This is a genomic window from Vibrio sp. 10N.261.55.C5 (assembly GCF_041470505.1).
Lineage (GTDB): Bacteria > Pseudomonadota > Gammaproteobacteria > Enterobacterales > Vibrionaceae > Vibrio > Vibrio crassostreae_C.
The window spans coordinates 111,616-135,022 of record NZ_JBFRMS010000007.1 but is presented as its reverse complement, the minus strand read 5'-3'; the positions used below and the strand labels follow the sequence as shown (position 1 = coordinate 135,022).

The following is a 23,407-nucleotide window of genomic DNA, read 5'->3' as shown; positions in this document are numbered from 1 at the left end:
GATTCTTAACTCGCGATATTGAGATTCAATTGGAGCTCATAAGGCATCTTCGATAAGCGTCGCTTAAGTTGGCGGCGCGTACGTTCAATATCATCAACCGCAATTGCATCTTGGTCATTGGTATGAATATCAACGTTGATTCTTAGCTCAGGACCAACCTTAGTCACGCCCATTAGCTCTAAATCTTGATCCGCTTCTTTGTCTACCGCGACAACGTTCTTATCTACCGCATCACAAATATCTTTGTTTGCCGACATCATAAGCAGTTCGCGCATCGCCTCACGTAACATGTCGAAAGGCACTTTGATGAAGTAGAAAGACATTAGCAACATCATCATTGGGTCGGCATACACTGCGTATTCTGCAAGCGGAGAAAAAGTAATTAACCAAGCCGCTACGAAACCCGCGGTTACCGCTACACTCAGTAGCGTATCCATTTGCCACTGTTTAGACTCAGCCTGAATCAGACCTGAAGAAATACGTTTACTCTTATTCGCGATGTACCACCAAGCGTAACCACAACCCAGTACGTTGAAAATACCAAACAGAGTTGCGATAGAAGCATCAACTTCACGGCCACCCGTCATTAGGGCACCAATCGCAGAGTAAAGTGAATAACCAACCACAAGAAGAATCACAACGGCTTTAATCGCAATCACAATCGGCTCGATGATAGCTCGACCGAACGGGAACTCTCTATCTGAAGGGCGGTTAATGTATTTTGAAGCAGCTAGTGACAATAAAGTTAACAGTAAGCTGATAAGAGAATAGACACCGTCAAACACTATGACCAGAGAGCCAACGAGAAGACCCAACACCAATCCGCCAATTGCGAAGCCTGATGCTAAAAGGGCTGAGAACAATAGTACTCGATTTTCGTTTTGGCTTTTCCTGTCACACATAATATTTTCCAGATGTTTTTGATAACTTCATTGTTCTAATAATGAGCTAACTTTACAAACTTTATCTGATGATGTTTATATGTCTTATTTAATTCGAACATATAAATCAATAAAATTCAGTGACTTAAGATCAGGGTGTGGTGTCAATAAAGTTGACGTTGAGTGTTTTTGGTGATGGCGTGCAACTGAAATAGGATCGTTTATGATTAATAAAACACATTAGTCGCTAAGGTCTTATTGGTCTTCTAGATTTGACTGCGACTGCGACTGCGACTGCGACTGCGATGGACAAGGAGTGAATCAATATGAAGTTTGACGATATCAGTGATAATGAGTTGTGGGCGATTGCTAACCCGATCATGGATAATCTGATGGATGGTTCAACTAAGGTTGATCATGAACAGCACTGTCGAGATTTTACTCAAAGGATGAAAGACATTGTTACGCCAGAATATTTAGAAAAGGTGTGTCACCATTATCAGCACAGTAATGGCTTTTTTGCTGAGCGTGAGCAAGTTGCTTTATTTAGACGTTCAGACTCCATCGCCTTTGTGTGGAAACAAGCTTACACCATCGCCAAAGGTGAGTTTGTCGCTGAAATGGTATTGGTTGAAGAAGACGGACGCTATTTAGTGGATCACGTGATGGTCTTTTAGGAGTAGTGCTGTTTGTGGTTTTTCCCTTTGTTATCGACGATAAGCAATAAGCGCGAGCTAGAAATCAAACAAATAATCACTAAGCTGGTCGGCCAACCAATTCATTCCTGGGTGCTCTGCCATGCCAGCCGCGGTAAACATACAGTAGTCTTCTTGTGTTAAACCGTAGGTGTGTTTGATCACGGCAAGCTCTTGTTCACGCAGTAAATGGCGAATCAATGGCTCAGGCATTACGCCCCATGCTTCTTCACGTAGAATCGTATCCAACATAAAGTCGAAGCTAGAGAAGCCAATGTAACGACGCGAGAAGGGCTCAAGCTCAGGATTATCCTTTTCATTAAGATAAACCATGGTTGCTTGCATCGAATTTCTCAGTACTTCATCAGACACTCGTCGCATCGCACTCAAATCATGTCCTTTCTTACATACAGACATCATTCGAATCTTACCAAGCGGGTTGTAGATAATTCTTGGGTCATCGACGCGTTCGTAATCGACACCAAATGCGAAGTCGACTTGCTGAGTTTCAACTAGGTTAGCTAAGTCACCGCTCGATGCGAGAACGAAGTTGAATGAGGTAGAAGGGTACTTGTTATTTAAGGCGTGAGATAAGTCCTGCCACATTTCATCGGGTAGGGAGTCATCTCGTGCTATCCAAATTTCTGCGTTGAATTCGCCCGAAACATGCAAGCAGGTTTGTTTAATACGCGCGGCTGTCACCAACATGCCTTCGCAATCTTTGTAAATCGCTTTACCCGCTTCTGAAAGCTCAACGTGGTTTCCGCTGCGGACGAACAGCTCGACATCTAACTCTTTTTCCAAGGCTTTAATCGACATGCTGAGTTTGGTTCGGTTGCATTCTAACTGGCGTGCAGCTTCAGAAACTGATCCTAAATCAGCTACGGAACAAAAGGCTTGGACTTGAGAAAGGTTCATTTCATTTCCATATTGAGCGGGGGTTGGTGCATATTATCTGAATATTGTGCTGACTATCTTAGAAATAGTCCATCTTTGCATGATAAATCTATGACGAATTGACTAATTTGGTTTACTCTGGGGAAGTTCCGAACCTACAAGAAGTAAAGATGGAGGCCATGATGGCGAAACAATGGGACGAATACGCCGTTGATTGGGATAAAGATCCCGCAACTGCAGTATTCGCACAATCCGTATTTGACCAGTTAACACAGCTCGTTGATTTAAACGGAACCCGTGTCCTTGATTTTGGTTGTGGTACAGGACTACTCAGCCAGAAAATATCTCCTTTAGCAAAAGAGATCATCGCACTTGATATCTCTGAAGGGATGATTGAAGAGTTAGATAAGAAAGAGTTACCTAACGTTGAACCGGTAGTTGATATTTTATCGCGCGGACTTGCAGCGCAGCATCCAGCATTTAGAAACCAGTTTGACCTAGTGGTAGCCTCTTCGGTGTGTGGTTTTATCCCGAACCTACAAGACACAGTCAGTCTGATTTACACGCTGCTTGAAAACGACGGCACGTTTGTACACTGGGATTGGTACTTGGAAAGCGACAATGAAGACTACGGTGTAAGCCAACAGCGCTCAGAAAATGTATTGAGTGCAGCGGGCTTTGCAGTCGTTGAAGTCTCCACACCGTTCTCGATTGACACTCCACAAGGAGAGTTAAAGGTATTAATGGGTGTTGGACGTAAACAAGCGCTTCCAGATCTGTAATCGTGTGTATGCCTTGAGCTAGCATTCAGAATGCTCATTTAAACTACTAAACCCACATTAACGACTCTACCGTCAGTTATGTGGGTTTTCTCTTTTTGGCGCTATCGTTTTAAACAGAACGAATTAGCGCTTTCTCATTTCTTCACTACTAACTCTGGTTTCTCTATTTCTCTATTTCTCTATTTCTCTGTTTCTCATCTCGCTCATAGAAAACTCAACACCGCTAATTTACAAATTATTTATTTCCATTTTGGAAATGTAGTCTTGCATACATTTCATTAGTGGAAATATAACGGTGAGATATAAAATAAGCCCATAACAACACTAAGGGTTTAATCATGAGCCACCAATCTGCGTCATCTACTTCTTCACCACTTTCAGAGCAACAACAACGCTTTAGCAATATCATTTCAGATGCCAACCTGTCACCAAAACAGAAGTCGAGCTATCTTGCCTTAGAAGCTGAAGCCAGCTTACCGTATATGCCGGTAAGCAAAGAAGTAGAGCAAGCCTTACAACAAGGTGTGCTGTGTGACATGTTTGAAGGGCACGCCCCATTTAAGCCGCGCTATGTACTTCCAGATTATTCTAAATACTTACATCAAGGCTCAGAGTATTTAGAGCTTAGCGCGGCAACCAACTTCGATGAAGCATTGAACATGCTTACCATCCTTTACCACCATGTTCCGTCTGTCACTTCAATTCCGGTTTACCTAGGTCAGTTGGATGATGTGTTGATGCCTTTCGTGGGCGACTTAACAGAAGAGCAGGTATACCAAAAGATTAAGCTGTTCTGGATCATGTTGGATCGCACACTGCCAGACGCCTTTATGCATGTGAATATCGGCCCGACAGACAACATTATCTGCCGTACGATTCTACGTGTAGACGCTGAATTGAAGCAGATCGCGCCAAACTTAACCTTTATGTACGACCCAGCCGTGACACCTGATGATCTACTTCGTCATGCGGCGAGCAACATCTGTGAATGCAGTAAACCACATATTGCAAACTATCCAGCGCATGCCGAGGCTTACGGCGATAAGCGTTTTGGTATTGTGAGCTGCTATAACTCTCTGCCATTAGCGGGTGGTTCAAACACCTTGGTGCGTATGAACCTAAAGCAAGTGGCGTTGAAGTCTGAGGACAGTGCTGATTTCTTACAACAAGTACTGCCGAACTACAGTGGCATCATGGTTGAGTTGATGAACGTTCGAAGCCGCTTCTTGCATGAAGAGTCTAACTTCTTCGAAGGCTTCTTAACCAAAGAAGGTTTGATCGAAGAGGATCGCTTTGCGCCAATGTTTGGTATTTACGGCATGGCGGAAGCAGTCAACATCTTGTTGGAGAAAGAAGGTCAAGCAGGGCGTTATGGTCACGATGAACTGGCGAATCAGCTTGGTCATCGTATCTCTGAAAAGCTGGCTGAGATCGTTGAACGCTCTGAAGTGAAATATGGATTAGAAGGTAAAGCTCTGCTGCATGCTCAAGGCGGTATTAGCTTAGATGAAGATGTGACGCCGGGTGTCCGTATTCCTTATGGTACCGAACCGGATCCTGTCTCTTACGTTCGTGCAACCGCGGGTCACCATAAGTTCTACACCTCGGGCATCAGTGACATTCTGACCATCGACGAAACAGTGAAATCTAACCCTGAAGCGATGTTTAACCTGTGTAAAGGCGCGATTCAAGCGGGTTACCGAGAGTTCACGGCTAACGTTGCATCAAATGATTTGGTTCGTGTCACGGGTTACATGATTAAGCTATCTGACATTGCCAAATATGACGAGCAAGGCTCACGCACCAATACCACCTTTTTAGGTGCCGAAGCTGCGAAGAACACGGGCATATTAGAGCGTAAACCACGCGTGGCGAGTTTAGAGATGTCGCCGACATACGAATAGCTTTAACGTGCGTGCGTTATGTGTATGGTGCGTTTCGAATACGAACAATGTGAATTATGAAAATTTCTGATCTAACAACTCAAATGGCTAGGGTTAAAAATAATAAGACAGAAAAACAAGCGAAGGTCAGCCGTGTGCTGACCTTTTCTTGTGTTGATGGACCGGGAAATCGCCTAGTGCTGTTTCTACAAGGGTGCAATTTCGATTGTATAACCTGCCATAACCCACACACTATTAATCACTGTAACCATTGCGGAGATTGTGTGAGTGGCTGTCCAAGCCGTGCTTTAAGCATGGTTGATGGCAAAGTGAAGTGGGACCCAGCAGCTTGCACCAACTGCGATAAGTGCATTGATATCTGCGACCATAAGTCGAGCCCCAAAATTACCACAATGACGGTCTCAGAGGTTCTGGAGCTTGTCAGGCATAATCAGTTTTTCTTGAGTGGCATTACCGTTTCTGGCGGTGAAGCGACCATGCAGTTGCCGTTTATCATAGAGCTGTTTCAAGCGATTAAACGTGATCCACAGTTAGCGCATCTCACGTGTTTTATTGATAGTAATGGTTCGCTGTCACTTCAAGGGTGGGACAAGGTGTTGCCTTATCTTGATGGCGCGATGATTGACCTAAAATCATGGCAATCGGAAACACATCAATGGTTAGTGGGTAGAGGTAATCATAGGGTGTTTGAAACCGTTAACTACTTAGCAGATAAAGGAAAACTGCACGAAGTTAGGTTGCTACATATCCCAAATAAAAGCGATCTTGAGGACGAAATTGAACAAGTGGGGCGTTACTTGAAGACTCTACCAAGTGATGTTCGAATTCGACTCAATGCGTTTCAGCATCATGGTGTCATTGGCGACGCGTTAGATTGGCCGAAATGCACCGAAAAACAGATGCAGAGCTTTCACGATAAGCTCTACACCATAGTTCAAAGACCGATGCAAACTCCTGAGGTTTATACCTAGTCTTTAGATTTCTTAGGCGGTCAATCAGGCTTCTAAGAACGTTAACTTTCTAAAGATATTAAGTCTCTAAAAATATTAAGCTTCTAAAAATAGGTCACACAACCATTTGATCGCTTGATCATTCATGTTGGGTTTATTCCACACCAAGCTGTACGCCACCTTACCGTAATCAAAAGGCAAGGGCTTGCTCACTAAGCCCTGAGCTTGTTTAGCATGCTCAGCCCACTGTTTAGAGCAAGTGAACAGGAAAGGTGTGTGGTGACACAACACAGCCGCAGCGCCGAAGTCCGCGACCGATATTGCCATCTCTCTTGGTTGGTGGCATTGAACCAAGTTTTGTTCAAAGTAAGGCTGAGACAGTTCGTTATCTAAAATCCCAATGTGCTTGTAATCTAAGTAGCCTTCTACCGTCAGTTCTTGCTGAGCGAGAGGGTGGTGTGCGCCCATCAAACAAACCATTTCATCTGGAAGAATTGTTTCCCAAACCAGCTCTTTGTTATCGGTCGGCGGCTGAGATATATCATGAGGCAACAAGATCAAATTGACCTTGCCACTGAGTAAAGCATCGAAGCCGAGCTGTTGTTTCGAATAGATGTTGAGCTTCGCGTTTGGCGCCAGTTCAGTAGTGATTTTACTTATCTTAGAGGCAAATACTTCGAAGGTACTTTCACGCATCGAAAGTGAAAAACTGCCTTGGTACTCTTGAGGGGTAAAACACTTTTGATGAAGCAGTCCATTCATGCTTGAAAGAATTGCGTGAACAGTGGGCGCTATCTTCAGAGCAAAGGGAGTCGGGATAAGCTTGGTACCATCTCGATAGAAAAGCTCATCATTCAGGATGTCACGCAACTGAGACAGGGTTTTGCTTACACTCGAAGGGCTGACACAGAGTTGCTCTGAGGTCTGAGTGACGCTGTGGGTGTTCAGCATAATATGAAGCGCAGTGAGGTGCTTAAGGCTCACCCTAGATAAGTGTAAGTAATCCATTTATGACTCACGCATTCAGATTGGCTTGTGATTTTGCATGAACGACAAAATCGAACAAGCCAAATTGGATAAAGGTTATTTACGAGCTAGCTTATGGTGCGCTCGTGAAAAGTGGCCTGCGCAAAATGCGCCCACAATCGATAGTTCACCCGCTAAACACAGTGCAGCACAAACTTCAGCTAGGGCTTGTGATTTACCGTTACCATGCAGCCCAAGTAAATCTAAACAGGCTTTTTGACTTGGCAAGCCAGTACCACCGCCGACAGTCCCAACCATTAAGTTAGGCAGTGTCACGCTAGCGTATAAACCGCCTTCTTTGTTGAGTTCCATACGCGTCATACCAATCGCTGACTCGGCGACACAGGCCGCGTCTTGGCCACAAGCGATGTAAAGTGCCGCCAGTGCATTCGCATAATGGGCGTTGATACCGATAGTGCCGCTCAAAGCGCCACCGACTGTGGTCATTTGGCCAAACTGGACCATCTTCTCTGGTGTCGTGTGTAGGTACTTCGCGACAAGCTCTGCAGGGATATTAACCTCAGCAGTTACCTTTTTGCCACGAACGCTGCGCAAGGTTTGGGTATTGGCTTTCTTATCGCCTGACAAGTTGCCATCAAGGAAAGCATGGTCAGGCTTAACTGGCGTATTTTCGATGATGTACTCAAACACGGCATTGGTTGCGATGGTCACCATATTCTGACCAGAAGCGTCTCCGGTTAGAAATTCGAACACCAAGTAAACATGGTTACCTTCGATGTTGATATTAATGTCGGTCAGCTTGCCGTGTGATGTTGTTGATTCTGCCAAGCTCTTGAACTGGTCATACTGAGTCACAGCCCAAGCCACAAACTGTCCGGCTTCAACTAATCCTTGAAATGCAAAGCCAGGAGTACGTGTTACGCCTTCATTGAGCAACATAGCACTTGCGCCACCACAAGCCGTAATCAGCTTAGAACCACGGTTATAAGACGCGACAAGCGCAGCTTCTGTGGTCGCGAGTGGTACGAGGTAATCGCCCGTAGCAAATAGGCCATTGACTCTTAAAGGGCCAGATATTCCCACAGGGACTTTAACGGTGCCAATAAAGTGCTCAATGTTTTTCTCATAAGCTTGGAACTGACTTTGTGTATGAGGGTCGAGCAGTTCTTGCTGTGAATCTGCATTATCGAGCGCTGTCCAGCGACGTGTGAGATTCTTTTCTGTCAGGTAGGGGCTAGGTGTCAGCTTATTTACTGGCTTTTCAAAATGAGGCTGAAGCTTTTTTTCTAATTCGTCTGCGGAGATGTCGCCTCCTAAAATAGAAACATAGTCACGGCGATGCAGATTTAGTTTTGGCATAAATAGTATGAAGTAAAGTTTGTGCAGCAAATTGGTTTGCGCTGATTCTACCGAGTAATAAACCAGAAACAAGCGCCTGATATAATGAGTTACAGTTTGTGTGGTTGTTGAAGCAAAAAGCAGCGAAGTTTCGCGAAATATAGGCTGTATTTGAGCGAAATTTAGATATGAATGTCGAGAAGGCTACCGATGACTTCGTTTTGACGATCAACCACACTTGCACCAACGCGGTTATAACTTGCGCTTTGTGTCAGTTTAATCAAGGAATCGGTTGAAGATGAAGCAGGTTCAGGTTCTTTGTCTTTAAAGGAAATGGCTTGTTCAGGCTCTATTTGATTAAAGCTGAGATCGCTAGCTTCGAAAGTGTCGTCGGATTCTAGAGCGTGTTTGGAGGCTTGGTTGAGCTCGATTGCGGCTTCTTCAGCCATGTTGGTGGATTGCTGAATAATGGCGTAACCAGATTGAATACCAGATATCGACATATCAGAACCTTTTATTGACGTATGGAATGAGTCTAGGCGGACGATATTTTGAGCGCAATGGTGAACAGATGAAATTTACGGTGAAAATGTGAACTTAAGCTAAAATAGTGATGTCTGTCTATTAACTGAACAGGTCATTTAGCGCGTTTAATTCTTCATCAGTAAGCAAAGAAGGCTTCTCTGTTTCGAGGTTGCCGTCGATCTCACTCTGAAGTGCTTTTAATTGTTGTGGGCTAAGAAGCTGTATTTGCTGCTTAAATGCTTCAAATTGCTGTGTATTCATAGTGTGACCTTTGTTCAAATCCATATGCTCTTTAGAGCATAGTCTACTGATTCAGGAAATCAAACAAGATTAAGTGAATTTTAAATGATGTTTGAAGTTTCTTGAAACTAAGACAACTATAAATTCCTGTGGTCGTTTTTTGTCCGAGAAATGTTAGGAAAAGTTAAGGCTTGGTCAATCAAAGCCAGAAAATTCCTACAATGTAAAAACACCTTCAACCCTTGTGGCACAAGGGTAGGTAAGTAATTTCTCTACCCAATTAGGGGTATGGGTAAAGCAATGTATAAATATTTGTGATGATCAAAAGATAAGCAATTGGCGTTATCTTTTTGTTTTTACGGTATTTTGTTTGTTGCTCAAGAAGCTTCTGTTTCAAACGACTTGTCGATCTTAACCTTAACTGCAAACTTGGTCGCTAAGGTATGCAGTTCTGGAAGCATTCGATAGATCAAATGGAGCTGTTGTAGAACCATTTTGACAGAATTCTCATCTTCTTCTCGCCATTCACTCAAACGTTTATCCAGCTCCGGGTCATAAGCGTTTTTCACTTCACAATGCTCTTTATGAGAATAGAGTTGATCATTTAGAGCGTCGAGATGCTGGTGGATTACTCTGTGCGCATCTAGCACCAGTTTGTGTGTCGCTTCATCATCAATACGCGTTCTGTGAGCACCCAGAGCCGAGATATAGCTAAGTAGAGCATGATTGAGTGTTAAGAATCGGAAGCTCTCATCTTCAGAGGTGCGGTACTTACCCGGTTCAACCAACATGCTACTGATCGCGGCAGTCAGGTTTGCATCATTATTATGCGCACTACGTCGAGCGATACGATAGTTTAGGCTATCTTTCTTACCGACACGGTATTGGCCGATGATCTGAGCGAGATAGTTCTTATTGGAATCGAGCGCATTCGCCATCACTTTGTGCAGTCGCTTCGACTGCCAATCAGGTAACACATAAATGACAGCAAGCACGGCGAGAGCACAACCAATAAAGGTATCCGCTAACCTTGGCAATACTACCGCGTAGCCTTCACCTAATTGGTTAAAGCAGAAGAGCACAAGCAGTGTGATAAAGCCGGTCGCAAACCCGTAGTTATTGATTCGAAACGCAAAGAACATCACGCCACTGATCACAATGAACACTAATTGGCTCTCTTGCGACGGGAAGAAAGTCAGTAACGGTACTCCGATCAATAAGCCTGCGACCGTGCCAATGACACGCGCCGTCAGTTTTTGACGGGTTGCACTGTAGTTTGGCTGACACACAAACAGTGTCGTCAGTAGAATCCAATAACCTCGTTCGATATCAAAACCCTGGATAATCCCGTAGCCCAGCGTCAAAGTGATCGCCATGCGAATCGCGTGGCGGAATAGCATAGAATCGGTGTGCAAGTTAGCTTTGATCTTGTGCCACATTGCCGTCAAAGTATGAGGGTTGGTATCGTTCAATACACCTTCTTCAATCTTCTCTGCATCTGGGTTGCTGATATTCGAGAGCTGTTTTTCGACGGTTGCTAGGTTATTGAATAAGTAATCCAACTGGTTCAGCAGTGATTTCCATTTAGGATTATTCTGTTGGTGCAGATGATTGAGCGAAGACATCAGCTCATCGAGTGCCAATACAGACTTGTCACCATGCTGGTATTCAGCGCCAACTTTCAACGAGCTCGCCACTTCTTTACACGCAGTGGCCTGCGCTTCCAGTAGATACTTAAATCGAAACAACACGTCAGAGCGTTCAAAGTGTTTTGCTAGCTCTTGATAACGATAATGGCTTGAGCTTACGCGTTCATGAATATCTTGTGCGATAAAGTAGGTGTTAAGAAATCGGTCACTAGGGCCGTCAATGTGTCCGCGCTTAGAGCGGTTAAGTAGCGTCGCCTTACACATGTTGAGTGCGTTAACGGTACTCGCGTTGAGTTTGGCTTCAATGATTCGGTGTGGCTGGGGAATCAAGTCTGAAACGGGGTAGAAGAGTTCCGCTTTTGAATCGATGTAGTTACCGATTTGATCGAATACCGTGGCTAAGTTTTGCTGCACGGGTTGCATTGGCCACACTATCTGCCAAATCATCGACATGAAGTAGTACCAAGCGGCGCCAGTTAACAGTAGAAGCGGTTGAAACCAAAGGTTGGTGCTCTCGTGTGCACCAAGCATGGTATAGATGGCAACCAAGAGAGAACCAAACGCGATACTCGCGTATTTAGGGCCAATTGCCCCGAGAATGATAAAAAAGAAGGTTGAAACAAAAAGCCCTATCGCGAACAGCCAAGGCGTATCGAAGAGAAGCTCAATAGAGAAAGCCGCAACGGCGAAACAGATAAAGGTCAGCGTGAGTGCTTTCAAGCGCCCGGTAAAGCTGTCATCACTTTCCGCAAGAGCCGCAGCAATAACGCCTAAGATCAAAGGCGTGATCAGTGTGTTTTGTCCATAATACCAAGCAGGCACCACCACGCCGAGCAGAGTGATGAGAATTAATACGCTGTAATTTATGGTTTTATTCGCCCAATAGAGGCGTAATTTGGCTGAAAAGTCCACAGTCGCTCACTTGACACACTAAAAACCATAATCCTAACAGAAATCAAGCACAAGAATTTGATACTTATCCATAATTGCCCGTAGGTGGTCATGAAAGCGTCGATAAGATATGAGATATTATTAATTCTCATTGCATCATGATATAAATTCAATATTCCCAATTAAGAGCACACTCCAATGCAGCTAAGCGCTAACAAGACTGCACAGTTTTTTATTCAAAATGAATATCATCAGGTTGAACTTGATGGTCCACGCTTGCTGTTATCTTCAGTAGGCAGTGAAGAGCGTATCCCATTTACTATTTGGAGTGGCAAGATCGCGATAAAGCGCGGATTGTTCTGGGGATCGCTACAATTTTTTGCTAATCAACAAGATGGAACACAGCGCAGTTGGTTAGTACAAGGCTTACCTTGGGATCAATGCCGTCAATTTGCACGCGCGTCAGTTAGTGCTTATCAGAAGTGGCACGACACTCAATGTGAACAATTGGCTGAACACGTACCTCAGTGGGAAGCTGAATTAACACGTCTTGAGCAATTACCAGCCTTTCTACCGCATTCTAAGGTCAACACTTGGGTTGATATGGTCAACTCAGGCTTAGAGAGTATGACAATGACGCTAGAAGAGGCCGCACAACGCATGCCAAACCGCATCGCAAGAATGCAGCCATGGTTATCTGAAACGGAAATCAAGCAAGCTGAAAGAAACCAGCAATGGCTAGAGACCGAGCGAAAAAACTGGGAAGTGTTGTTTGCGCAATGTGAGTCGTCACCACTGAACTTATCGCAGCAATATGCGGTGTTGATGAATGATGATCACAACCTTATTTTAGCGGGTGCAGGCTCGGGTAAAACCAGTGTTCTAACGGCTCGCGTCGCGTATTTACTGCAAAGCCATCAAGCTCAAGCTGAAGAGTTGCTATTACTCGCTTTTGGTCGTGAAGCGGCAGAAGAGATGAAGCAACGTCTCGACAGCAAAATTGGTTTATCAGCAGAGAAGGTGCAAGTCAGCACTTTCCACCAGTTGGGTTTAAAGATACTGAATCAAGTTGAACATGAACGTGTGGTTATTTCTCCTTTAGCGCTCGATGACAACCAACGCCAAGCATGGTGCATTGATTGGTTGAAGAAGCACTGGATGACACCGACCAACTTTAAACGTTGGCAAAAGCATTTGTCTAAATGGCCAATCGCTTATTTAACCGGTGACGATGAGCTTGGTAGCCACGTTTCAAACCTCAAATTGATCGGTTGGCTTGAAAAGCAGCTAGAACAGTTGAATGCGTCGGGCTTAACGAAAAAAGAAGTACAGCAACAGCTGATTGATCATCGAGACTATACGCGCCTCAACAGCGAACTGTCACTGTGTTGGCCATGTGTAACCGCGTGGCAAAAGGAGCTGAAAGAACAGAATCATATCGACTTCTCAATCATGATCAGCCGAGCGACTCAGTATGTCGAGAAGGGCAAGTTTATCTCACCTTGGAAGTTCATCATGATCGATGAATACCAAGATATCTCACCTGATCGTCTTGCCTTGGTTGAAGCACTGTGTAATCAGTCTAAAGCCGAGCATCAAGCCTCTATTTTTGCAGTAGGCGATGACTGGCAGTCGATTTACCAGTTTGCAGGTGCGGATGTGGATTTGACCACGGGCTTTAAGGATCGTTTTGAAAGTTCGACCATTCATCACCTAGATACGACTTACCGCTTTAACAATCAGTTAGGTGCGGTGGCTAATCGCTTTGTACAAGAAAACCCAATTCAGATTCCGAAAGAACTGAACAGCTTCAAGCAACAGAAGCAGAAGGCGGTGTACAGTGCGCCAAGTAAAGAAGTTGAGAAGATTCTTGATCAACTGAACCGTCAATCCAAAGGCAAAACCAATAAATTGGTGCTGCTACTTGGACGTAATCATTACCACAAGCCAGAGTTGTTGGAAGACTGGAAGAAGATCTTCACTTCCATTGATATCAAGTTCATGACTTGCCACGGCAGTAAAGGTAAAGAGGCGGACTTTGTCATTATTCTTTGTGTTGACGAAGGACAGTTCCCGACCAAGAAGAAACAGCTGCATATTGATGGCGCATTGACTGAATCATCAGACGCGTTCCCTTATGCTGAAGAGCGTCGTTTATTCTATGTAGCAATGACGCGGGCAAAAGAGAAAGTATGGATCACGCACAGTGGCGACGGCTCTGGCTTTGTGCAGGAGCTGCATGGTTCTGATTACCCAGTTGTTCGTAAAAAGTGATGTTACTTGACTTGATTGTCTAAGATTAGATCTTCAATCCCTGCCCCAATATCACAAGTCAGACGCATAAAGCATAAGGAATTTGCTATGGAACACGGCTCTATTAACTACATTGAATTTGCTGCGAAAGACATCTCAGCAACTAAGGCGTTTTTCAGCCAAGTGTTTGGTTGGAGCTTTGAAGACTATGGCCCTGAGTATTCTGCTTTTGAAGGCAAAGGCTTAATGGGCGGCTTCTATTTGGCGGATCTGGCGTCGAATACGGATAATGGCGCGGCACTGATGGTTTTCTATAGCCAAGATCTTGAGCAAACTGAGCGCGATGTGATTGATGCTGGTGGTCAGATAAACCGTGAGATCTTTAGCTTTCCCGGTGGCAGACGTTTCCATTTCAGAGAGCCAAGTGGCAACGAGATGGCAGTGTGGAGTGATAAGTAGAGACTCACTACACTGTTTATGATTGAACTGTTTAATGTCTGAAACGAGACATAAAAAAGCCTGCGATAAAATGCAGGCTTTTTAGTCTGTTCAGTAGAGATCACATTTAACGTGCGATTACGTGCGCTCTGCTAGATACGCTTCGTAGTCTGGGATTTCGATGATTACTTCTTCTTCAAGCAATGAAGAGTTAAACAGGAAGTTAGCGGTAGCGCGGTTAGTTGCCACAGGAATGTTCCAAACACTTGCGATACGAAGCAGTGCTTTTACGTCTGGGTCGTGTGGTACAGCATTAAGCGGATCCCAGAAGAAAATCAGCATATCGATTTTGCCTTCAGAGATAAGCGCGCCAAGTTGTTGGTCGCCGCCCATTGGGCCGCTGATCATGCTCTTGATTGCTAAGCCTGTCTCTTTACTGAGTAGAGAACCAGTCGTGCCCGTTGCGTAAAGGAAGTGCTTTTGTAGTTTTTCTTTGTTCTCTTTGACCCATCTTAGTAGCTCAGGTTTGAAGTGGTCATGAGCGACCAAAGCGATATGCTTGTGTGTTGGCATAGTGCGCGTTGTTTTTTGCATGAATGTTCCCTAAATTGTTGTTTCGTTTTTATTGTTTTGAGTTCTTCAGTCAATATAGCACTATGGATTCACACTGAATACCGGACGAAACTCAGAAGGTGACAATGAGTCGGCGATAATTTGATCTTTGAGAGTTGCAGGTGTCAGCGCTTCGATAATCGGTGCGCTGTGTTGCTCGTAAGGTTGACCGCGTAAGTAACTCGTGGCTTGTTTTACCGACAAGCGACCTTGCTCAACCATTTTATCTGTTGGCGCAAAAAGTACCTTGTTACGGAGTAAACCACGGTAGGTTCCGTGACTTAGGTAACTTGAGATTAACCCAATATCTTCGGTTTTATCGGCCGCTCGTAGCTCACTGATCGCTGCTTCAATCGCGACGGCACTTCCGACTATATATTGGATATCAGGTTCTTCTATCACCTGCTGTACTAGATTTCTTTGAAGTTCTTTATCGTTATCTGCCCAATAGCTGATCGCAATTTTGATATCACTCGACTTGATCGCATCATAAAACCCCAGTGCTACAGGCTTAGTGCCGCCACTCGCTTGTGGGCCAAGTAACAGGGCGATAGGTGTTTCGCCTGATCCTTTCGGGTGTCGTTTCGACAAAAAATCTCCGACTTGGTATCCCATTTGGTACCAATCGACACCGACCGTACCTTTTAATACCTTCTGTTGTTCTTCATTGACGGTTAACTCATTTACCGTAGCAAACACAGGCGTCGAGCCAACCCAATCGCTGAGATTGTCATGATACGCATCGGGTGAAACCGTACCTAAAATAATGGCATCGGCTCCCCATTGCGTGCAAAGCACCAGTTGCGAGGCTTGTTTGGCCACGTTGGGGTAACCGCCAGCTTCCAATACTCTTAGCTCAACTTGCTGCTTTTCTGCTTCAGAGATCATTCCATAGTTTACCGACAACCAATAAGAGTCTTTGAGGTGCGGATAAATGGCACAGATTTTCTCTTTTTGTGATGTGGCATTGGCGGGCTTTATTGGGCTCAAAGGCTCACTAGCACCTGCGACAGTAGTCACTGAGGCCAGTAGTGAGAGAAGAATTATTGAAGCGAAAGGTCTAGATAGCATGAATTGCCGTTTTATTGGTTTTAGATAAGAAACACTGCAAAATATAGCGTATTCTGCATGGGTAAAGAAGAACGTTTTAAGGTTTAGAGTTTATGTTGTTAGCTTCAGCGAGTATTGGACGCAAGCTGCTGGCCTCATTCTTAGTGATGGCACTGTTGGTTCTATTGTCTGCATTGATCGGTGTTTCTGGTTTTAGCTTTGTAGCCAAAACGGAAAGAAACGTCGTTGATTCGGCGCTTCCTGCCATGATCGAAGCTCGTCAGGTTTCTGAGTTGAGTAACCGTATTATTTCGTCAGTACAAACACTTTCTAATGCGAGAAACGAGGCCGAAAGAAAAGAGGCTGGCACCGTACTGTTTGACCAACTTGAGTCGCTTCTTCAACATATCAAAGAGCTTGGTGTCGACAGTTTCGATTCTCAGCTCCTCAATAAACTCGAAAACAATGTTCAAAGCGTTATTAACACACTGGCTGAGTTGGGTGTGTCGGTTGAGCGTAAGCTTTGGTTAAGCAAAGAGTTGTCGTCTCGTGTCGAAGAGATGCGCCTATTGGCCGAAGAGCTAGAGCAGTTGACGCGAACCCAAGTTTTGAACACGGCTACCATTGCGGTTGCTAACGTCACGCATATCTATGACCTGCTAGAAACCAAAGAAACGGATAAAGCCTACCAAGCCTTAGATGCGCTTGTAGAGGTTGACCTTGATTTGTCTGAGCGCCTACACGAATTGCATTTGCTGGCGTTCAAAATGCTTAACCAAATTGAAGAAACGCAAACCGTTACCAACGTAGAGCGTATTCATCAAATCCAATCAGAATTTGAATCCAACCTAAGAATCATGGCGCGCCGCGTTAAAGCGGTCGAAGATCCTACTCGTTCAGCGCAGATGTCTCAGCTTCTAGAAGAGCTCAGAAAACGCCAAGTCGTGTTCGATATTTCATTAGAACAATATGAGAACACCAAAAAGTCAGAGTTTCTGATGCAAAATACGTTGGAGCTGTTCTCTCAGCTGAATACAACGGTTAACCAACTGGTTGATGATTCAAACCGCAGTACCAAAAAAGCGGTTGATGAGCTGACCAGCACGTTGAATTTGGCGCAATGGTCACTGTCTGTGATTTCGGTTATTGGTTTGGTTATCGTTGCATTTATCGTGTGGCGAGTGGTGTATATCTCGGTTGTTAAACGTCTTACTGAATACTCATCGGCCTTGATGTCTATCGCACAAGGTCGCCTGAATATTGATATCTCGGTAAAGGGGAATGATGAGCTGGCTCATATGGGCGAGGCGATCATCACTGCCAGAAACACCGCGCAGGCGCTACAAGTGGTTGCGGTGGGTGAAGCAAAGGCGAAACGCGAACTTGAAGAGCACAAAGAACACTTAGAAGAGTTGGTCACAGACCGAACCTACCAGCTGCAAAAGACCAATGAGAAGCTGAACATTGAGGTAGGGAACCACGCTAAGGCTCGTAACGCCGCAGAACAAGCAAGCCGAGCGAAATCCGCTTTCCTTGCGACCATGAGTCATGAAATACGAACGCCGATGAACGGTGTATTAGGTACTGCAAGATTGCTCAAAGATACCGGGTTAGACCCGCTGCAATCCGGCTATGCAGACATCATTAACCGCAGCGGTAAGAACCTACTCGCGATTTTGAATGACGTGTTGGATTACTCAAAGATTGAAGCGGGGCATTTAGAAATACGCACGGCGTCGTTTGACCTTCATCAGATGGTTCAAGACACCTACCAATTGATGGAAGGACGCGCCGCTGAGAAGAAGCTGAACTTTGATTTCCATATTGAAAGTGATGTGCAACGCTATTGGCGTGGTGACGTAACGCGAATCAGCCAAATCTTGAATAACTTGGTCGGCAACGCGATTAAGTTTACGGAAAGTGGCTCGGTCGATATCTTTATCAGTTTAGATATCGAAGATGAAAATCGAGTGATGTTTGAAGTGTCAGATACCGGTGTCGGCATTGACGCTAGCGAACAAGCTTGCCTGTTTGATGCCTTTACCCAAACCGATAGCGGTCGCAACAAAACCGGCGGCACAGGGCTTGGATTAGCGATCAGTAAAAGTATCATGTTGGCAATGAACGGGGATATTGGCGTTCATTCTGAAGAAGGCGAGGGTAGCCAGTTCTGGTTCTCACTGCCACTTGAAGCCGGTGAGAAGATAGAAACGAAAGTACCGGTCATTGAAGCGTGTATTCGAGCTAAAGTACTTCTGATTGAAGATAACCCCGTAAACTGCATCGTTGCTGAAGGCTTCTTGCATAACTTGGGGCACGAGGTTGTGATTGCGACAACCGGACAAGAAGCGAGAGCCATATTCAGTGAGCAAGAGTTCGATATTGCGCTGGTGGACATTAACTTACCCGACTGCGATGGCGTCGAGTTAATTCAACAACTCAAAGACGATGCGCTTCAGCATAAAAGTGAAGAAGACGTAATTCGAAAAGTACCCCCAATGATCGCAGTATCGGCTCATGTGTTTAACGAAGAAGTGGAAAGCTACTTGTCGTCTGGTTTTGATGGCTTCTTACCTAAGCCGTTAGAGAAGGAAGCTTTGTCGGAATTGATTGTTGAGCAGTTGGACGGTCACACGCTGTTGCTGCCTCAGCCGGATCCGTCAGATGCTGTTTGCTGTCAGCTAAACTCTAAACCTCAGGAAACCGAGCTAGACTTATCAGCATTGGCATTTGCAAGCTCGACACAACGAGCAAACCAAGACGCGGAACATAATCAAGGAGAACCGATTGTGCAGATGATTAACCCTAAGATTATCAAAGACGACTTGGCCATTCTCGGTCGAGAAAAAATAGTGCAGATTGTCGGGTTGTTTGACCAAAGCAGCCAAGTCACTCTCGATGAACTGATTGTGGCAAGTGCCGCTGATAACGCTCGTGAAATTAAGTCTTTAGCTCATAAACTGAAAGGGTCTGCCGGCAGCCTAGGATTATCTGCACTGTTTGCTTTATGCCAGAGCATTGAAGCGAGCGAGGATCCATTACTTCAATATCGCGATAATGCAGACTCATTACCTGAATTGGTGAAAGACTCGTTAGCAGCGCTCCGAGAGCAACTATAGAGTGGCTATTGGGCGGAAAGCCCCAAAATAAGAACAGAAAACAAAAAGCAGGCTATTTCTCCGTTTTAATATGAAGAAGTGACCTGCTTTTTTATTGTCGAATAAGAATCTAAGTAAGGCTTTTAAGGAACGGCTCTAAGCCATCTTGATATGTCCAGCAGCTTTGATCTTAACGTGAACCATATTGCCTTGTAGGTAGCTTAATGGAATCTCGCTGCGTTCAATGATCGCGACATTATCGCTGCATGCGCCAGCTTCAATCGCCAGTTGCTTTGATTGCGCTTCCAAGCCCTTTAAGGTCTCTTCACGTGATGCTGGGTCAATCGGTACGATCTTATCGAATTGACCTGATATTTCACCCAACGCAACACCAATCGCATTAGCCACTTCAAAGTGCTCAGGACGAACCACTTGGCTCACACCTTCAAAATGATCTGGGAATAGGGCACTACCACCACCAACCATGATTACGGGTACACTCGCCGCAGAGGTCTTCATCTTATCGATGCCTTCTTCAACATCCGTGACCATTTGTTGATAAATCTTGCTTGCTTGTTCGGCTGAAACACCAATCTCATCACTCAGTTGATGTTCTGCCTGCCACTGCATTTGTCCTGTTTTGAGTGCAATATCGGTGAGCGTAAGTTCATCACCACCAAAGCTACGCGCCGTTTGCGTCAAGGTATGGCCAACACTTTCTGGGCCTAGCTCTATACGCTGCTGTTCAAAGCGAACCTTGGTACCACCACCAATGGCTAACGCCAAAATATCAGGCATACGGAAGTTGGTTCTCACTTCACCGATTTCTACTGCTAAGCTCGATTCTCTTGGGTAGCCGTGAGTCAGTACGCCGATATCAGACGTAGTGCCGCCCACATCGACCACAATCGCGTCTTTTAACTTAGTTAAGTGACTCGCTCCACGAATCGAATTTGTTGGCCCACAAGCCACGGTGAGAATTGGGTACATCAACGCAAACTGTTGCGACATCAGTGTGCCGTCGTTCTGACCGAAATAAGGTGTGGTGTGGATGTCATGATTGATGAGTGCACTGCAAAAACCGTCTACGAATCGTTTTGCTGTACCTTGTAGAGCCGCATTGAGGATAGTGGCGTTCTCACGCTCTAAAAGCCCTAAACTGCCCACTTTATGGGATAACGAAAGGTTCACTCCCGGAAGTTCTTGTTGAATCCACTCTGCTGCTTGAAGCTCCTGGTCGCCATTGACGGGAGAGAACACTCCGCAGATAGCAATGGAATCCACTTGGCCTTTCATTTTCTGGCAAAGCTCGCGGATCTCAGACTCTTGAATATCGGCAATCAACTGGCCGTCATATTCATAGCCGCCGTGAGCTTGGTAGAAGTGCTGACCGAGCAGGTTTTGCCACGCTTCACTCCAACCACAAAGGGGCGGGACGCTATCACCACTGGGAAGCGCTAAGCGAATCATCCCAACTCTGTCTAAGCCTTTTCGTTCAACGATTGCGTTGGTGCATTGAGTCGTGCCAAGCATCGCGTGTTTCACTTGCTGACCATCAATGTTTGCTTGGTTTAATAGCGCAGAAATCGCGTTGTCGATCCCTGTTGAAACATCATGTGTGGTTGCGGTTTTTACTTTGGCAATCACATTTAAGTCTGCGTCGAGCAGCACACCGTCGGTATTGGTGCCACCTACGTCAATGCCCAAACGGCAGTAATCAAGCGTAATGTTTGTCATGCGACTACCTCTTCAATGCAGACTTTAGTTGTTCAATGGTTTGATACTCGACGGTGTAGCCAAAGTAACCCGGGCCCGCGACTTCAATACCTTTGTCAGTGCGCCATTTGGGGTCGCAAGGGTAAGCGATAAGGTCGATGCGCTGCCCGTAACGAAGTTGTTCGGTTGTGATTGGCTTACCCGTTTCATGATCCAAGATCGAAATAAGATCCGGTGTTGATGCCAGCAGGTTATCTTGGCTCATGTCTGCGCGGCTTGTACCTTTGTGCGCGAGAAGTAATTCGTTTTGGAACTGCACAAACACGTTATCGACGCCGGTATCTTCAAACTGAGCCAGCTTTTCAATCACGACACCACCTGTTGCAAAACCACCATCGGTTTCACGTTGAATATCAACAATCTTGCCACTGATGATGGTATGGCCGCCGACAATGTCTAATACGGCCTGTGTGCCACTTTTATTGTTGTCGTTCGCCAGTCTAATCGCTTCACCAATCTTCATTGCTTGGGTCAGTGTTGCAGGCAGTGCGCTGCGTTTTAGGTTCTTACCGTTCATTGGGTAATCGCACATTGCTGCAGAGCCGCCCATCTGCTCGGTAATTGGCCTCGCAAACTTTTCAGACCAAATACCGTCAATCGGATAAAGCGTGACGATATTGCCACGCTCATCGGCCAATGTGTTCGGTGCCGAAGGGAGACCATCAAGAAAGAAGGTCACCATCTGAGCTTCTGGGAACGCACGTCCCATCGCATCACAATCGATCACAGGAATGTTCTTTTGTGCTGCAACGAGAATTGGAATCAATGAATTGAAGCCGCCTACTTCGATAGGAAACGTTGCCGCTACTTCAGTGCCGAGCGCTTTTTCCATCGCTTCGAAAGCAATCAACATTTGACCTTTCGAATTGAGTTTCTCTACTGCGACTGTTGGTGCGCCAATCATTGAAGAGGGCACTGTCATCCAATCGTCTTGCACGTCTTCTAAAGGAATCATGCGTACAGGGTGCTTTGCCGTTGCAATGGCTACTTTCGCCATCAAGGCACCGCTGTATGGGTCACCGCCGCCGCCAGTACCTAATACCGTCGCACCCAGCGCGATATCATCAATCATTTGTTCAGTAATAATCACAACTACTATTCCTTATCACTTGAAGGAGAAAGCTTCATTAGGGCGAGGTAAATCACACCAGCGGCAAGAATGCCGTCTAACGCCGAGATGCTGGTGAACGAAAACAGGTTGAAAAACTCTGGTGCAGTACAAGCGCTGAATGCAGTACCAAATGCCCAAGAAGCCAAGCCTTTAAACATCCAAGCTGGAACTTGTTGGATGTTCTCAAAGCTCATTTTTGTCGAATCTAAAACATAATATTGAACGATGTAGACACCCGCAGCAGGCGCAATGGTTACGCTGAGTAGCATTAAGAAGTCGGTAAACTTGTTCACCATGCCGAGTTGAGCGATACCAATGCCGACGATGGTCATGATCACAACCAGAACAGGGCGCGGAATCTTAGGTAGAACCATCGACATGCATAAGCCGCCAGAGGTTAGGTTGCTACTGTTGGTGGTCCATTGTGCGAATACCAGTACTATAATGGCCGCCATGCCTAAACCTAGGGTGAAGAAGACTTCGACTAGGTCGTCGGTGCCGGTCATTTTAGTCAAGATCAATGCGATAAGAATGATGGCGCTGTTGCCGACGAGGAAACCGATACCCGCTCCTAAAATCGCATCACGGCGTGTTTTGGCGTAGCGAGCAATATCAGGTGCAGCAACCGCAGCTAGAATCCAGATAGACATAACAAAAGAGATGGCTTGGCCAAGCGTCAAAGGATCTTCAATCGATGGCGCTGCGCCACCTTGATAATCAGCAGCCATAAACAAACCGATGGTAATCAACGTCACCATCAATGGAACAGAATAGGTACTGAGTTTGCCTAAAGCACGAACGCCATAGATAGCCGTCATCATCATTAACACACTGCCGCCAATAAGAGCGGTGAGGTGTGAAATTATGATGTCGTATTTCGCCAGTGCATCGACCATGATGAAAGCGAAGAAATCAGCCTGGAATGCGAACCAGCCGACTAATGAGATGCCGTTGATGAAGCCAAGAATTTTACCGCCGTTACGGCCAAATACCGCGCTGCTCACCAGCGGGGTAGACACGCCAGCTTGAAAGCCAATGTTGGCACACAGCATCGCGATGATCGCCAATAAGCCTGAACCAATAAACGTGGCAAGCAGTGCGTCTTCAAAACCAATACCGCTGCTTAGAATCGAGCCGAGAAACAGTCCCGAAATGTCGATGCCGATTGCCAACCAAATAAGGCTGATGACCCACCAAGATCGTTTGGCCTTCTCGGGAACGGGTTCCAACTCGAAGTCATCTATCTTTTTGTGGCTGTGTGTTGCTTCGGGTTTATTCACGTAAGCTTCTGCCGCCATAGTGCCATCCATGCATTGTTATTCCATAAGTG

At 45.5% G+C, this 23,407-nt stretch carries 19 protein-coding genes; 7 read left to right on the top strand and 12 right to left on the bottom strand.

The window, feature by feature from the left end; all coding sequences use genetic code 11:
- Positions 1-5: 5 nt before the first annotated feature.
- On the bottom strand, positions 6-902 hold the full coding sequence (locus tag AB4263_RS01745; protein ID WP_065584587.1) for a cation diffusion facilitator family transporter: 897 nt from the start codon (positions 900-902) through the stop codon (positions 6-8).
- A gap of 305 nt (positions 903-1,207) precedes the next feature.
- Between AB4263_RS01745 and AB4263_RS01740 the strand changes: the two genes are divergently transcribed.
- Entirely contained in the window at positions 1,208-1,558 is a 351-nt protein-coding gene (locus tag AB4263_RS01740) for a hypothetical protein (protein ID WP_017060899.1), read from the top strand.
- Between the two features lie 57 nt (positions 1,559-1,615).
- Here AB4263_RS01740 and AB4263_RS01735 read toward each other — a convergent pair whose 3' ends face one another.
- Positions 1,616-2,494, bottom strand: coding sequence for a LysR family transcriptional regulator (locus AB4263_RS01735; RefSeq protein WP_016797108.1), 879 nt, complete (start codon positions 2,492-2,494; stop codon positions 1,616-1,618).
- A gap of 161 nt (positions 2,495-2,655) precedes the next feature.
- Between AB4263_RS01735 and AB4263_RS01730 the strand changes: the two genes are divergently transcribed.
- The 3 genes from AB4263_RS01730 (at position 2,656) to AB4263_RS01720 (ending at position 6,130) form a co-directional block, all read left to right on the top strand.
- On the top strand, positions 2,656-3,255 hold the full coding sequence (locus tag AB4263_RS01730) for a class I SAM-dependent methyltransferase (RefSeq protein WP_017060898.1): 600 nt from the start codon (positions 2,656-2,658) through the stop codon (positions 3,253-3,255).
- Positions 3,256-3,593: 338 nt separating this feature from the next.
- Positions 3,594-5,159 (top strand): YjjI family glycine radical enzyme, encoded by a 1,566-nt coding sequence (locus AB4263_RS01725; protein WP_017060897.1) that lies wholly within the window; start codon positions 3,594-3,596, stop codon positions 5,157-5,159.
- A 56-nt stretch (positions 5,160-5,215) separates the two neighbouring features.
- On the top strand, positions 5,216-6,130 hold the full coding sequence (locus AB4263_RS01720; protein ID WP_372097311.1) for a YjjW family glycine radical enzyme activase: 915 nt from the start codon (positions 5,216-5,218) through the stop codon (positions 6,128-6,130).
- Between the two features lie 75 nt (positions 6,131-6,205).
- Here the strand turns inward: AB4263_RS01720 and AB4263_RS01715 are convergent, their stop codons facing one another.
- From AB4263_RS01715 to yccS, 5 genes are all read right to left on the bottom strand, one after another.
- Entirely contained in the window at positions 6,206-7,117 is a 912-nt protein-coding gene (locus tag AB4263_RS01715; protein ID WP_372097310.1) for a LysR family transcriptional regulator, read from the bottom strand.
- Positions 7,118-7,192: 75 nt separating this feature from the next.
- Positions 7,193-8,455 (bottom strand): hydroxymethylglutaryl-CoA reductase, encoded by a 1,263-nt coding sequence (locus AB4263_RS01710; protein WP_372097308.1) that lies wholly within the window; start codon positions 8,453-8,455, stop codon positions 7,193-7,195.
- Positions 8,456-8,616: 161 nt separating this feature from the next.
- Positions 8,617-8,937, bottom strand: coding sequence for a hypothetical protein (locus AB4263_RS01705; RefSeq protein ID WP_102332914.1), 321 nt, complete (start codon positions 8,935-8,937; stop codon positions 8,617-8,619).
- Positions 8,938-9,058: 121 nt separating this feature from the next.
- Positions 9,059-9,244, bottom strand: coding sequence for a hypothetical protein (locus AB4263_RS01700; RefSeq protein ID WP_065584591.1), 186 nt, complete (start codon positions 9,242-9,244; stop codon positions 9,059-9,061).
- A 332-nt stretch (positions 9,245-9,576) separates the two neighbouring features.
- Positions 9,577-11,760: a YccS family putative transporter gene (gene yccS, locus AB4263_RS01695; protein ID WP_372097306.1), complete on the bottom strand. Its 2,184-nt coding sequence runs from the start codon at positions 11,758-11,760 to the stop codon at positions 9,577-9,579.
- A gap of 177 nt (positions 11,761-11,937) precedes the next feature.
- On the opposite strand from yccS, the gene helD reads away from it, so the two are divergent.
- A complete protein-coding gene (helD, locus tag AB4263_RS01690; protein ID WP_102393561.1) occupies positions 11,938-14,013 on the top strand; it encodes a DNA helicase IV in 2,076 nt (691 codons plus the stop codon).
- 87 nt (positions 14,014-14,100) lie between these two features.
- Positions 14,101-14,451 (top strand): VOC family protein, encoded by a 351-nt coding sequence (locus AB4263_RS01685; RefSeq protein ID WP_017060889.1) that lies wholly within the window; start codon positions 14,101-14,103, stop codon positions 14,449-14,451.
- A 117-nt stretch (positions 14,452-14,568) separates the two neighbouring features.
- Here AB4263_RS01685 and AB4263_RS01680 read toward each other — a convergent pair whose 3' ends face one another.
- The gene (locus AB4263_RS01680; RefSeq protein WP_017064778.1) at positions 14,569-15,024 is read right to left on the bottom strand and encodes a methylglyoxal synthase; all 456 of its coding nucleotides are present in this window, start codon (positions 15,022-15,024) and stop codon (positions 14,569-14,571) included.
- A gap of 60 nt (positions 15,025-15,084) precedes the next feature.
- Entirely contained in the window at positions 15,085-16,113 is a 1,029-nt protein-coding gene (torT, locus tag AB4263_RS01675; protein WP_102332911.1) for a TMAO reductase system periplasmic protein TorT, read from the bottom strand.
- 92 nt (positions 16,114-16,205) lie between these two features.
- Here torT and torS point away from each other — a divergent pair, with 92 nt between their 5' ends.
- Entirely contained in the window at positions 16,206-19,211 is a 3,006-nt protein-coding gene (torS, locus tag AB4263_RS01670; RefSeq protein WP_017060885.1) for a TMAO reductase system sensor histidine kinase/response regulator TorS, read from the top strand.
- A gap of 135 nt (positions 19,212-19,346) precedes the next feature.
- Here torS and AB4263_RS01665 read toward each other — a convergent pair whose 3' ends face one another.
- The 3 genes from AB4263_RS01665 to AB4263_RS01655 are packed head-to-tail and all read right to left on the bottom strand — an operon-like array spanning position 19,347 to position 23,387.
- Positions 19,347-20,927: a hydantoinase/oxoprolinase N-terminal domain-containing protein gene (locus AB4263_RS01665; protein ID WP_372097304.1), complete on the bottom strand. Its 1,581-nt coding sequence runs from the start codon at positions 20,925-20,927 to the stop codon at positions 19,347-19,349.
- A gap of 4 nt (positions 20,928-20,931) precedes the next feature.
- Positions 20,932-22,056, bottom strand: a complete 1,125-nt coding sequence (locus tag AB4263_RS01660; RefSeq protein WP_102332909.1) for a DUF917 domain-containing protein — start codon at positions 22,054-22,056, stop codon at positions 20,932-20,934.
- A 5-nt stretch (positions 22,057-22,061) separates the two neighbouring features.
- Entirely contained in the window at positions 22,062-23,387 is a 1,326-nt protein-coding gene (locus AB4263_RS01655; RefSeq protein ID WP_017064775.1) for a cytosine permease, read from the bottom strand.
- Between the last annotated feature and the right edge of the window lie 20 nt (positions 23,388-23,407).